The sequence below is a fragment of the Enterobacter sp. Y17 genome (genome assembly GCF_019730495.1).
Taxonomy (GTDB): domain Bacteria; phylum Pseudomonadota; class Gammaproteobacteria; order Enterobacterales; family Enterobacteriaceae; genus Enterobacter; species Enterobacter asburiae_B.
Map to the genome: position 1 here is coordinate 1,224,563 of NZ_JAASKP010000001.1, position 12,656 is coordinate 1,237,218.

Genomic DNA, 12,656 nt, shown 5'->3' on the forward strand with positions numbered 1-12,656 from the left:
TCTGACATCCTGTTAAGCCGCTTACTATTCACGTCAATGCCTTATGACGATTAACGCAGCTATGTTTCACTCCCGGAGGGCGCGGCAATCTGCTCGTCCGCCACCCGGGCGCTGGTACGGTTTCGACCCGCTTTTTTTGAACGATAGAGATGATCGTCCGCTTCGGCCATGAGCTTGTTGAAGACCTCGGTCAGCTGCCAGGACTCGGCCTTTCCGCTGCCGAGGCCAATGCTGACGGTCAGATAGAGCGTCTGGTGACGCCATGTAAAAGGATGGCTGGCAACGGTGGATCGGATACGTTCAGCCAGTTCAAAACCGTGCTGCGCGTCGCCTGAATTGACCACCACGGCGAACTCTTCCCCGCCCATGCGCGCCACCATGCCGTTTTCGCCGACGACCTGCTGAACCTGTCGGGCAAACGACGCCAGCACGCGGTCTCCGCACTCGTGGCCGTAGTTATCATTAATGCTTTTGAAATAATCAATATCCAGCAGCATGACGGTCAGAAAACGCGTGTGCCGGTACGTCTCTTCATGCTTTAACGCCTCATAAAGCCCGGAACGCGAGTAGACGTGCGTTAAAAAGTCATAATCCGCCCTCAGTGAAACCTGGCGGATCAGGGAATTAATCGCCGCCATGCTGACGGATACCATCACCGGGCAGATCGCCATCGTGGCGATCCCCAGCCGGGCTGAAAACATCATTGGCGTCGTAAACGGCGTCGCCACGGCGATATTAATAATCGAGTTGGCGACCAGAATGATTTCAGTGGCCCCCGTGATAAACGTCAGCAGACAGGTCGCAGGCAACGAGTAGCGAACCGCACACCAGATAAGCGCAGGCAGAGGAAACGAGAGGCTCCCCGCTCCGCCAATCACCACCGACGCGATCACCGAGACGATCAGCGCAATTACCGGCAGCAGCTGCTCCAGACGGAGCCTGAGTTCACGCCCGGGCATACGCAACGTGAGCATACAGGGCACAACAAGCACGCCGGTTGAGAACTGCTCGCTAAACCAGTCGGCAAATAGCGGCCAGAAAGTATGACTGTCAATCCCGACCGACCCTACCGCGCCGAGCAAGGCGCAAAGCAGCGCGGCAATCAGACAGTAGTTAAACAGGCGTAGCGCGTTAAGCGGATCGGGGGTTTTCTTCATCAGCCGCTTGTCGCGCTGAACCAGCACGGCGACGACGACGATAAAGATCATGTTAGACAGGTTAATCACCACAGAGGCCATACCCCAGTTGGTCGTAACCGCGTCGTACAACAGCATCGCGACATAACATACCGCGTAGTAATGCAGGCGATTCAGGTAAACATAGCGGGCGAATATCCCTGCCATGACGCCATTCAGCGGCCAGAACAGCGACAGGGCCTCAACGAGCCGTAATTCCGCGCCCACAAAATAGAATAAGGTGGTGAGGATGAAGATCGTCGCTGCATTTCGCAGCGGCGTATCAACCTGGAACGGCCTGAAAGCGGTAAAAGCAGAACGCATTAAATATCATTCCATATGAAAGCTTATGGCAATTATTGCGGTCGTCAGCATGATCGGGACTAACTTGGGATGCATCTATAACACAAATACCACGGGAGCATAACTCGTCAAATTTAGGCGTTCATCTGCAGCACCAGCCAGTGGTGGATGACGCTGACGATATAATTTTGTTGCTGCGCCGTGAGCGTTACGCCCTGTGGAATGTTATGCCATTTTGCCAGACAGCCCCGGCAACAGGTAGCGGTGGCATGCTGGGCGATAAACACCGGGTGACCGCGCATGGGCGTCTGTTTACCGTCGTTGGCGGGGTGCGCGGGCGCAAGGCGCTTTTCGACAAAATCCGCGGCGTGCCGATCAATGGTTTCGGGGCCTTTGTCCCAGCAGTACTGTCGTTCCTTATCGCCCAGGCGAAAGCGCGAGCGAAATGTCGATCGCGCCAGGCGGGAAAAGAGAGGATCCAGATCGGACATCAGTATACGGAACGTCCCAGGCGCTGGGTAAGTTTCTCCAGAACCGCCACGCCGGCAAGGGAATTTCCCGTTTCATCCAGTTCCGGGCTCCAGACGGCTATCGCCATTTCATGCGGCACAATCGCCACGACCCCGCCGCCAACGCCCGATTTAGCCGGAAGCCCAACGCGCCAGGCAAACTCGCCGGCGTTTTGATACATCCCGCTGGTGGCCATCAGCGCGTTAACCTGCCGGGCCTGAAGCGGAGAAACCACCTCCTGATCGAGATGCGGCGCGTGCCCCTGGTGCGCAAGGAACAGGAACGTCTGGGCCAGCTCAACGCAGCTCATTTTCAGGGCGCAGTAATGGAAGTAGTTTTGCAGCACGGTCGCCACGTCGTTGTGGAAATTACCGAAGGATTTCATCAGCCATGCGATAGCCGCGTTACGGGCGGAGTGTTCAAACTCCGAGCGAGCCACCACCGCATCATAGGCAATGTCGTCAACGCCCGAGAGCTGGCGAACAATCTCCAGCATTCGCTGGCGCGGTGCGCTGAGGCGACTTTGCAGCATATCGCAGACCACCAGCGCCCCGGCATTGATAAAGGGATTTCGCGGTTTACCCTGCTCAATCTCGAGCTGAAGCAGCGAGTTAAAAGGCTGGCCGGAAGGATCTTTACCGACACGCTGCCAGATCTCTTCTTCTTCATACTGGCGCATCGCCGCAACCAGACTCAGCACTTTCGAAATGGACTGAATGGAAAAACGCTCAGCCGCATCGCCTGCCTGGTATCGCTGTCCGTCGATGGTACAGATAGCAATCCCCAGCTTGTTCCCGCTCACCGAGGCAAGGGCCGGAATATAGTCGGCAACCTTCCCCTTTCCAATTAACGGACGAACCTGCGCCAGAATCTCGTCCAACATCTCATTATGGATGACCGCAGCCACACTTTGCTCCTTGCCCTCAGGCTAAAACGGGCTGCGAGTATAACAGAGGCTTATGTATTGCGTCAGGCGCTAAGACGAAAACGCGAAACGGCCTGCAATAAAAGATCGGATTGCTTTTGCAGCCGCTCAGAGGCATCCGAGGCGTCAGAGACCAGCAGGTCCGTCTGCCGGGAGACCTGATTCAGCGCCTGAAGCTGGCGCGTCATCTGGTGAATACTGTCTCCCTGGCTGAGCGTGGCGGTTGAGATCTCATTAAGCAAACTGCTTAAATTGCCCACCAGGCCCGTGACCTGCTGCAGATTCTCTTCCATCAAGGTAACGGCGCGGGAACCGTCTTCAATGCCCTGCAGCGAGCGGTTGATCAGCTCCTGAATGGTCTGCGTCGAGTGGCTGCTTTTTCTGGCCAGAAGCCCGACTTCCCGGGCGACGACGGCAAAGCCGCGCCCCTGGTTTCCGGCATGGGCCGCCTCGATGGCGGCATTCAGCGCCAGGATGTTGGTCTGAAACGCCACGCTGTCGATCATCGCCACGATCCCGCGCATCTCAGAAGATCGGTCGACGATCGCCTGCATGGACGCATTCACGGTAGACATCATCCGGTCGCCCCCCACGGCGGCCTGACGCGCTTCATCGGCCCGCGAGCTGGCGAGCCTGGCATAGCCGGTATTCCCTTCCACATGGCTTTCCAGCGACGCGATATGCGCCGTCACATCCTCAAGCTCTTTCGCCTGGCGCGCTGACTGCTGATACAGCTTCTGGTTACCCTGCGCAAGGGAGCCAATATTCTCCACCATGGTGGCAGTGGCATGGCTGACCTGCGTCACCAGCTGCTGCAGACCGTGCTGCATCGTCGCAATACTGTCGCTAAGCTGACCTATCTCCCGGTTGAAGCGCATGACGTTCGGCGGCGTGCCGGAGAGATCCCCTGCCGCCAGCCGGTTAATATGCGCAATCAACCGACGCAGCGGCGTAATCACCCATCTGGACATGCCGAACCAGACGACAACCGCGATGGCAAGCAGCAGCACCGGCGCAAACAGGAACAACGTTTGCAGGCCGGAGAGCTGCGCCATTAAGCTCTGACGCCCCTGCATGGCCTGCTTCTCGCTTGCCTGCTGATAGCGCGCATAGTTGTCGTTAAAATCAGACTGAAACGCCTGAGCCGGTACGGCAAAAAACGCGTCGATGGTGTTGGTCTTAATCAGACCTTCAGCCTGCTCGTTTATCGCGCCGTAAAAAAGCTGATAGCTGTTCACCAGGGCATCGTCTTTCGGCGGATTCAGCGCCAGCCAGGCCTTCCACGCCTGCTGAGAAACCGCCAGCGCCTTTTGCGCATCATCCATCAGGCTGTGCCAGCTCCCGTCGGAGCCGGTCTCTTTATCCTGCATAAACCAGACGCCGGAGCGGTTAAGCAGGTCGCTTGCCGCCAGCAGGGAAACACGGGCCAGATCCAGCTTGCTCTGCTGCTGCCAGGCCAGCAGGTTTTGCTGCTCGTTGCGCTGGGCGTCGTTCAGGGAGGCGTTAAGCAGGAATGAGGAGGAGAGCTGCAGCGCGGAGAAAAGGCCAATAATGCAAAAGATACCCGTCAGCAGGCCAAAGTGACGAGGGGTGAGACGCTGCGCAATACGGCGAAAAATTTGCGTTAGGTTCATAATTATCTTCATTAACAATGCGTTAGACGCGTGCGAGTCTACGAAATGAAAATGACAGAACCATTGCAGATAAATGACAATGGCCCTCGTGATGAGGGCCGTAATCACAGGCGGGCAATAAATTACACGCGATCCTTCCACACCGTCTGCACGTTGCAGAACTCGTGCAAACCAAAGTGGGAAAGCTCGCGGCCAAAGCCGCTTTTCTTCACGCCGCCGAAGGCCACGCGCGCGTCGCTGGCGCTAAAGCCGTTGATAAACACCCCGCCGCACTCCAGTTCGCGGGAGAATTTATCCGCAAGCGCCGCGTCAGCGGTAAAGACGGTGGCGGACAGGCCAAAGTCGCTGTCGTTGGCAAGCGCCAGAGCGTGCTCCGCGTCTTTTGCGACAGTCACGGCCGCGACCGGACCAAACAGTTCCTGGCGGAACGCCGTCATCGACGGGGTGACGTTGGCCAGCACGGTTGGCGCGTAGTAATTGCCCTCTCCGCTGATTTTCTCTCCGCCCAGCAGCAGCGTTGCCCCTTCGGCCAGGGTGGCCTGCACCTGCTGATGCAACTCATCGCGCAGGTCATAACGCGCCATCGGGCCCAGGTAGTTCTCTTCTGCTTCCGGCGCGCCCATCTTTAACGCGGCGACGGCGTCGACGAAGCGGCGGGTAAAGGTATCTGCAATCCCCTCTTCCACAATGAAGCGTTTGGCCGCCGCGCACACCTGCCCGGTATTCTGGTAGCGACCCGCCACCGCCGCCTTCACGGCGAGATCCAGGTCGGCATCGTTGAGAACGATAAACGGGTCGGAGCCGCCCAGCTCAAGAACGCATTTTTTCAGCGCGGCTCCTGCCTGCGCGCCAATGGCCGCACCGGCACGCACGCTGCCGGTGACGGTCACCGCCGCAATACGGCGATCGTTAATCGCCTGGCTTACGCCGTCATTGGTGGCGTTCACCCAGCCGAATACGCCTTCAGGGAAACCGGCATCCGCAAAGATCTGTCCAATAAGATCCGCAGAGCCGAGCACGTTTGGCGCATGCTTAAGCAGATAGCTGTTACCTGCCAGCAGAATGGGCACCGCGCCGCGCAGCACCTGCCAGAGCGGGAAGTTCCATGGCATTACCGCGAGAATCGGCCCCAGCGGACGGTATTCAATAACCGCGTTGTGGTTTTCCACCAGCGTAGGCTCCGCACGCAGCATCGCCGGGCCGTGCCCGGCATACCAGTCGCACAGAGCTGCGGATTTTGCCACTTCCGCCCGCGCCTGCAGGATGGGTTTCCCCATTTCACGGGAGATCGTCTGCGCCATCTCTTCCGCGCGGTTTCGCAGCGCGGCGCCGAGATCCAGGAGCTTCTGCGCCCGGTGGGACACGCTTTCGCGTCGCCACTGGCGATACCCCGCGTCAGACTGAGCAATCGCGCGTTCAACCTCTTCCGCCGTCGCCCAGGGATAAGCAGCGAGGGTTTCCCCCGTTGCCGGGTTAACGGACAGGGCATGTGTAGCAGATGAATATTTCATGATGTTCTCCACGCATTTCGGTTGATTCATTGTGGCTCACTCTGCTATTTCATAAAAATGAATAATACTAACCACCTTATTCACGAAACGAGAATGCTATGGACCTAACCCAGCTTGAAATGTTTAACGCCGTTGCGCTGACGGGCAGCATCACCCAGGCGGCGCAGAAGGTGCATCGCGTGCCGTCTAACCTGACGACCCGCATCCGCCAGCTGGAAGCCGATCTTGGCGTTGAGCTGTTTATTCGTGAGAACCAGCGTTTGCGCTTATCCCCCGCCGGACATAACTTCCTGCGCTACAGCAGGCAGATCCTCGCCCTGGTGGATGAGGCGCGCATGGTCGTCGCGGGTGATGAGCCGCAGGGGCTATTTGCCCTCGGCGCGCTGGAAAGCACCGCCGCGGTGCGCATTCCCGAAACGCTGGCGCAGTTTAACCAGCGCTATCCGCGCATCCAGTTTGCCCTTTCTACCGGGCCATCCGGGACGATGATTGATGGCGTACTGGAGGGAACCCTCAGCGCCGCCTTCGTCGACGGACCGCTGTCGCACCCGGAGCTGGAGGGCATGCCGGTCTACCGGGAAGAGATGATGCTGGTCACGCCTGCCGGGCACGCGGAGGTCGCCCGCGCCACGCAGGTTAGCGGCAGCGACGTTTACGCTTTTCGCGCGAACTGCTCGTACCGTCGACATCTGGAAAGCTGGTTTCATGCGGACAGAGCCACCCCCGGCCGCATTCATGAGATGGAGTCCTATCACGGCATGCTCGCCTGCGTCATTGCGGGCGCGGGCATCGCGCTGATGCCGCGCTCGATGCTGGAGAGTATGCCGGGACATCATCAGGTTGAAGCCTGGCCGCTGGCGGAAAACTGGCGCTGGCTTACAACCTGGCTGGTGTGGCGGCGCGGAGCGATGACCCGCCAGCTGGAAGCTTTTATAGCGCTGCTAAACGAACGTCTTCAACCAGCGCCTTCTCCATAAACAGGCTGAGCGGATCGTCAGCGTACGGGGCAAACGCCGGACGCAAATCGTACCCGCACTGCTCGTACAGGCGAACCGCAGCGCGCTGTTTGATGCCCGTCTCCAGCCTTACCGTGTGGCAATGGCGGCTCAGGGCCTCATCTTCCAGGGCGGCCAGCAGCGTCTCGCCGAGATGCTGCCCGCGATGGGCCGGATCGATATAGACCCGCTTCATCTCCCCCGTTCCGTCGCCGTTGAGCACGATAGCTCCGCAGCCTACGGCGTGCAGCTGCTGGTCACGAATGACCATCAGGATCAGCGAGGCTTCAGGCAGCGCAGACAGGTCGAGCAGATGATTGCTTTCGGCGGGATAGAGTTCGCTCTGATAGCGGTCAAGCGCCGCGATCAGGTTGAGAATGTCCGGATGACGTGCAGATTCAGAGGTAATGGAATACATGGCAGGCTCCTTGCTGTTTTTATATCAACATAGCTCAGGCCTGCCGGGGTGGTTCATAGTATTAACTTATAGCGCGTCACTCAGCTAGCGCAGGAAGATTCGCCCTTTCAGATACAGCGTAGCCTGGCCGCCAATCAGCACGCGGTCGCCCTTCAGCTCGCAGCGCAGATCCCCGCCACGGTATGACACCTGGCGGGCATTGAGTGACGTTTTGCCCAGCTTTTCGCTCCAGTAAGGGATCAGCATGCTATGGGCGGATCCGGTGACCGGATCCTCCGGCACCCCTTCGCCAGGGCAGAAGAAGCGGCTGACGAAGTCATATTCTTCTCCCGGCGCCGTCACGCAGACCATTTTATCCAGCGGAAGCATGGCCCCAATATCCGGCGTTAACGCTTCCACCTGCTGCTGGCTCTCCAGCACCACCATGTAATCGCGTCCGACGCGCACCTCTTTCGCCTCCGTGATGCCCAGCGCGCTAAACAGCAGCTCAGGTGGGTTTTCGACGACTTCCGTCGTCCACGCGGGGAAGTTCAGCGTCAGCCAGTCGCCGCTGCGCTTGACGGTCAGCTCGCCCACGAAGCGCGTGGTGAAGGTGATTTCGGTATGCGGATAATCAAGGTATTCGAAAATGACGTGCGATGCGGCAAGCGTAGCGTGACCGCACAGGTTAATTTCATCCAGCGTGGTGAACCAGCGCAGCTCAAACCCGCCGTCGGTGCGCACGAAAAAGGCGGTCTCAGACTGGTTATGCTGTTGCGCCATTTTGAGCAGCGTTTCGTCCGGCAGCCACTCTTCCAGAGGACATACCGCTGCGGCGTTGCCGCCAAAGGTTTTATCGCTGAAGGCATCCACCAGATAAAAATCAATTTCCTGCATTGTCTCTTCCTCTCTTGTTATGGGTTTTTAGCGCAGAAAAACTGTGCCTTTCAGATAAAGCGTGGCCTGCCCGCTCATCAGCACGCGCGAACCTTTCAGCTCACAGCGCACATCGCCGCCGCGCGCTGAAACCTGACGGGCAAACATCGTGGTTTTGCCCAGCTTTTCGCTCCAGTATGGGATCAACATGGTGTGCGCGGAGCCGGTGACCGGGTCTTCCGGGACGGAAACGCCCGGTGAGAAAAAGCGGCTGACAAAATCATATTTCCCCTCACCGCGCGCCGTAACGCTCACCTTATGCTCGCCCGGCGTCATCACCGAGAAGCGCGGCGCAAGCGCTTCAACCTGCTGGCGATTTTCCAGAACGATCAGCCATGCGCGCCCTTTACGGGCTTCAACGTAGCGGCTGATACCCAGCGCCGAGAGCATCTCCGGCGGGGGTGTCTCCTGATGGGTTGGGCATGCAGGGAAGTCCAGCGTCATCCACTCCCCCTCCCGGCTGACGGTGAGGCGGCCAGAGGCGGTATCAAAGTGGATCCGCGAATCCGGGTAATCCAGCCCGGTAAACAGCACGTGCGCGGCCGCAAGCGTAGCGTGGCCGCAGAGATTGACTTCGGTGAGCGTGGTAAACCAGCGTAGCTCAATGCCCCCTTTACTGCAGACGAAAAAAGCCGTTTCCGACTGATTATGCTGCTGCGCCATTTTCAGCAAGGTCTCATCGGGTAACCATTCCTTGAGCGGGCAAACGGCGGCCGGATTGCCGCCAAACGAGGTGTCGCTGAACGCATCTACTAGATAAAAATCAATCTCCTGCATTGTCTTACCGCCTGTTTTTATTGTGTTGTTCTTTTATATTCAATGAAAACGGTGTTCCCGGCTACCGCTTTCATAAGGTAAATATTGAGATCTGCGTCACATAATGGTTGAGTTTTCGCCGTTCGACGTTTTAAGATCGTCTCCTCTTCTTTTCAGCAACGAATCTCCGACATCCCTATGACAACGAACACAGTTTCCCGCAGGGTTGCGTGGCTACGCGTGGTCACGCTGGCCATTGCCGCGTTTATTTTTAACACCACAGAATTTGTTCCGGTTGGGCTGTTGTCTGACATCGCTGAAAGTTTCCAGATGGAAACGGCCCAGGTGGGCATTATGTTGACCATCTACGCCTGGGTAGTGGCGCTGATGTCCTTGCCGTTTATGCTGCTGACCAGCCAGATGGAGCGGCGCAGGCTGCTGATCGGCCTGTTTGTGCTGTTCATCGCCAGCCATGTTCTGTCGTTTATGGCGTGGAATTTTACGGTGCTGGTCATTAGCCGCATCGGCATTGCCTTTGCCCATGCGGTGTTCTGGTCGATTACCGCGTCGCTGGCTATTCGACTCGCTCCGGCGGGTAAACGCGCCCAGGCGCTGAGCCTGATTGCCACCGGTACCGCACTGGCGATGGTGCTGGGTCTGCCGATTGGCCGCATCGTAGGGCAATACTTCGGCTGGCGTACGACGTTCTTCGCCATTGGTATGGGCGCGCTGGTTACGCTGGTATGCCTGATTAAGCTGCTCCCCGCGCTGCCGAGCGAGCATTCCGGCTCGCTGAAAAGCCTGCCGCTGCTGATGCGTCGCCCGGCGCTGCTGGGTATCTACCTGCTTACCGTCATTGTGGTGACGGCCCATTACACGGCGTACAGCTACATTGAACCCTTTGTGCAGGTGGTGGCGGGCTTTAGCGCCAACTTTGCCACCATCCTGCTGTTGATCCTCGGCGGAGCGGGCATTATTGGCAGCGTGCTGTTCGGTAAGCTGGGTAACCGGCATGCGTCAACGCTGGTGAGCTGCGCTATCGGTCTGCTGCTGGCCTGCCTGCTGCTGCTGATGCCTGCCGCAGGCAGTGAAAGCCATCTGGCGATCCTCAGCCTGTTCTGGGGCGTGGCGATCATGATTATTGGTCTGGGCATGCAGGTGAAGGTCCTGGCCCTGGCGCCGGATGCAACGGACGTCGCCATGTCGCTTTTCTCAGGGATTTTCAATCTGGGGATTGGCGCGGGCGCGCTGGTGGGAAATCAGGTAATACTGCACGTATCGATGTCGGCGATTGGCTATCTGGGCGCCATTCCGGCCCTGGTGGCGCTGGTCTGGTCAGTGCTCATCTTCCGTAAATGGCCGGTGGCGCTGGAGGAACAGGGTCAGCACGGGTGAGTCTTCTTGCCGGGTGGCGGCTTCGCCTTACCCGGCCTACAAAACCCGCAGGCCCGTACAAGCGAAGCGCCACCCGGCAATTGCATCAGTGATAGGTCTTAATAATTTCCAGCACGCCGTTAATAATAAACTGCACGCCCATACAGACCAGTAAGAAGCCCATCAGACGGGAAATCGCCTCGATACCGCCCTTGCCTACCCAGCGCATAATGGCCCCAGAACTGCGCAGCGACGCCCACACGATAACCCCGATAATCGCAAAAATCAGCGGTGGCGCAACCGTCAGCACCCAGTCCGGGAAGGTTGCGCTGTCACGCACCGTTGATGCGGAGCTGATGATCATCGCGATCGTACCCGGCCCCGCCGTGCTCGGCATGGCAATCGGCACAAAGGCGATATTCGCACTCGGCTCGTTTTCCAGCTCTTCCGATTTGCTGGCCGCTTCCGGCGACTCATGCGCTTTTTGCGCCGGGAACAGCATGCGGAAACCGATAAAGGCCACAATCAGCCCCCCGGCGATACGCAGGCCGGGGATGGAAATCCCGAAGGTGTTCATCACCACCTGTCCGGCATAGTAAGCCACCATCATGATGGCAAACACATACACCGAGGCCATCATCGACTGATGGTTACGCTCGGCGCTGTTCATATTCCCTGCCAGACCGAGGAACAGCGCCACCGTCGTTAACGGGTTAGCCAACGGCAGCAAGACCACCAGCCCAAGGCTGATTGCTTTTATTAAATCCAACATAGTGCGTTGTCGTCCTTATCCATATTTAACACAGCAATTATAGGGTGAAAGTGTGACATTGAGCCATGGGCGCAACGCAACGATTATTTCCGTCCTGGAAAGATAACTGACAGTTATCTATATGATTTGAAAGACCTCAAAAAAAGTTCATGAAACGTTTTAGCAATTCGTGGCATCGGCTGACTCATTCAGTTGACTTATACTTGCCTGAGCAATAATATCTGCCGTGACTAACTACTTGCCAGGGCAACCATTGTGAAAAGCACCAGTGATATCTTTAACGACGTTGTTCCGCTGGGTCGTCTTATTCATATGGTAAATCAGAAAAAAGATCGCCTGCTCAACGACTATCTGTCACCGCTGGATATCACCGCAACACAGTTCAAAGTGCTGTGTTCCATTCGCTGCGAAGTGTGTATTACACCGGTTGAGCTTAAAAAGGTGCTCTCTGTCGATCTGGGCGCGTTAACCCGCATGCTGGATCGTCTCGTCTGCAAAGGATGGATAGAACGAAGCCCTAACCCGAATGACAAACGCGGCGTACTGGTAAAGCTGACCAGCGATGGCGCGGCCATGTGCGAGCAATGTCATCAATTAGTAGGACAAACACTGCATCAGGAACTAACAAAAAACTTAACGGCAGATGAAGTGGCAACCCTTGAGCTTCTGCTCAAAAAAATACTGCCGTAAACAGAAAAAGAGGTATGACGATGTCCAGACGCAATACTGACGCTATCACCATTCATAGCATTTTGGACTGGATCGAAGATAACCTGGAATCGCCGCTCTCCCTTGAAAAAGTGTCAGAGCGTTCAGGTTACTCCAAATGGCACCTGCAACGGATGTTCAAAAAAGAGACCGGTCATTCATTAGGTCAATACATTCGCAGCCGCAAGCTGACGGAAATTGCCCAGAAACTGAAAGAAAGCAATGAGCCGATCCTTTATCTGGCGGAGCGTTACGGATTTGAATCGCAACAGACCCTGACGCGTACGTTCAAGAACTATTTTGACGTGCCGCCTCATAAGTATCGAATCACCAGCGTGCCGGGCGAATCCCGATACCTGTATCCGTTAAAACACTGTAGTTAATCATCGCCTGTAACAGACGTAACCGAGGAAATCATGAAAGTTACCGCCTCCGCCGCCCTCGCCTTGCTGGTGCTGTTCTCCAGCCAGACCTTCGCGGAGCAAACCCCTCGTGCAACGCAGCAAAATAATCCTGATACGATGATTTTGCCGTCAGCACATGACCAGTCGCCTTATGATTTCAACCATATGGGTGCTGGTAGCGACAAATCCGACGAATTAGGCGTGCCTTATTATAATCAGCACGGCCTCTGATTCGTTTTTGCCCCGCAGACGCGGG

14 protein-coding genes are annotated in these 12,656 nt (G+C 57.1%); 5 read left to right on the plus strand and 9 right to left on the minus strand.

The features are described from left to right. Positions 1-59 precede the first annotated feature (59 nt). The 5 genes from HCH49_RS05660 to sad form a co-directional block, all read right to left on the minus strand. Positions 60-1,499, minus strand: coding sequence for a GGDEF domain-containing protein (locus HCH49_RS05660; RefSeq protein WP_221702347.1), 1,440 nt, complete (start codon positions 1,497-1,499; stop codon positions 60-62). A gap of 113 nt (positions 1,500-1,612) precedes the next feature. Beyond that, the gene (locus HCH49_RS05665; protein WP_045354969.1) at positions 1,613-1,969 is read right to left on the minus strand and encodes a DUF4186 domain-containing protein; all 357 of its coding nucleotides are present in this window, start codon (positions 1,967-1,969) and stop codon (positions 1,613-1,615) included. Next, the gene (gene glsB / locus HCH49_RS05670) at positions 1,969-2,895 is read right to left on the minus strand and encodes a glutaminase B (RefSeq protein WP_033145540.1); all 927 of its coding nucleotides are present in this window, start codon (positions 2,893-2,895) and stop codon (positions 1,969-1,971) included. The genes HCH49_RS05665 and glsB overlap by 1 nt, the downstream gene beginning before the upstream one ends. Before the next feature lie 62 nt (positions 2,896-2,957). After that, positions 2,958-4,547, minus strand: coding sequence for a methyl-accepting chemotaxis protein (locus HCH49_RS05675; RefSeq protein ID WP_221702348.1), 1,590 nt, complete (start codon positions 4,545-4,547; stop codon positions 2,958-2,960). Positions 4,548-4,669: 122 nt separating this feature from the next. Next, complete coding sequence (sad, locus tag HCH49_RS05680) at positions 4,670-6,058, minus strand: succinate-semialdehyde dehydrogenase (protein WP_221702349.1); 1,389 nt, start codon at positions 6,056-6,058, stop codon at positions 4,670-4,672. A 98-nt stretch (positions 6,059-6,156) separates the two neighbouring features. Between sad and ptrR the strand changes: the two genes are divergently transcribed. Then, positions 6,157-7,035, plus strand: coding sequence for a putrescine utilization regulator PtrR (gene ptrR, locus HCH49_RS05685; RefSeq protein WP_033145537.1), 879 nt, complete (start codon positions 6,157-6,159; stop codon positions 7,033-7,035). On the opposite strand, the gene HCH49_RS05690 is transcribed toward ptrR, so the two are convergent. From HCH49_RS05690 to HCH49_RS05700, 3 genes are all read right to left on the minus strand, one after another. After that, the gene (locus HCH49_RS05690) at positions 6,989-7,471 is read right to left on the minus strand and encodes a GNAT family N-acetyltransferase (RefSeq protein WP_029741250.1); all 483 of its coding nucleotides are present in this window, start codon (positions 7,469-7,471) and stop codon (positions 6,989-6,991) included. The genes ptrR and HCH49_RS05690 overlap by 47 nt on opposite strands. Positions 7,472-7,555: 84 nt before the next feature. After that, on the minus strand, positions 7,556-8,347 hold the full coding sequence (locus tag HCH49_RS05695; protein ID WP_221702350.1) for a PhzF family phenazine biosynthesis protein: 792 nt from the start codon (positions 8,345-8,347) through the stop codon (positions 7,556-7,558). A 27-nt stretch (positions 8,348-8,374) separates the two neighbouring features. Next, positions 8,375-9,163 carry a PhzF family phenazine biosynthesis protein gene (locus HCH49_RS05700; RefSeq protein WP_221702351.1) on the minus strand — a complete coding sequence of 263 codons (789 nt, stop codon included), beginning with the start codon at positions 9,161-9,163 and terminating at the stop codon, positions 8,375-8,377. 177 nt (positions 9,164-9,340) lie between these two features. On the opposite strand from HCH49_RS05700, the gene HCH49_RS05705 reads away from it, so the two are divergent. Further along, positions 9,341-10,537 carry a sugar transporter gene (locus HCH49_RS05705; protein WP_032657078.1) on the plus strand — a complete coding sequence of 399 codons (1,197 nt, stop codon included), beginning with the start codon at positions 9,341-9,343 and terminating at the stop codon, positions 10,535-10,537. Between the two features lie 85 nt (positions 10,538-10,622). Here the strand turns inward: HCH49_RS05705 and HCH49_RS05710 are convergent, their stop codons facing one another. Continuing rightward, on the minus strand, positions 10,623-11,288 hold the full coding sequence (locus tag HCH49_RS05710; protein WP_087822575.1) for a MarC family NAAT transporter: 666 nt from the start codon (positions 11,286-11,288) through the stop codon (positions 10,623-10,625). A gap of 255 nt (positions 11,289-11,543) precedes the next feature. Here HCH49_RS05710 and marR point away from each other — a divergent pair, with 255 nt between their 5' ends. The 3 genes from marR to marB are packed head-to-tail and all read left to right on the plus strand — an operon-like array spanning position 11,544 to position 12,631. Then, the gene (gene marR, locus HCH49_RS05715; protein WP_008502236.1) at positions 11,544-11,978 is read left to right on the plus strand and encodes a multiple antibiotic resistance transcriptional regulator MarR; all 435 of its coding nucleotides are present in this window, start codon (positions 11,544-11,546) and stop codon (positions 11,976-11,978) included. Between the two features lie 20 nt (positions 11,979-11,998). Further along, entirely contained in the window at positions 11,999-12,379 is a 381-nt protein-coding gene (gene marA / locus HCH49_RS05720; RefSeq protein WP_008502237.1) for an MDR efflux pump AcrAB transcriptional activator MarA, read from the plus strand. 33 nt (positions 12,380-12,412) lie between these two features. Continuing rightward, positions 12,413-12,631, plus strand: a complete 219-nt coding sequence (marB, locus tag HCH49_RS05725; protein ID WP_029741246.1) for a multiple antibiotic resistance protein MarB — start codon at positions 12,413-12,415, stop codon at positions 12,629-12,631. The last annotated feature ends 25 nt before the right edge of the window (positions 12,632-12,656 follow it).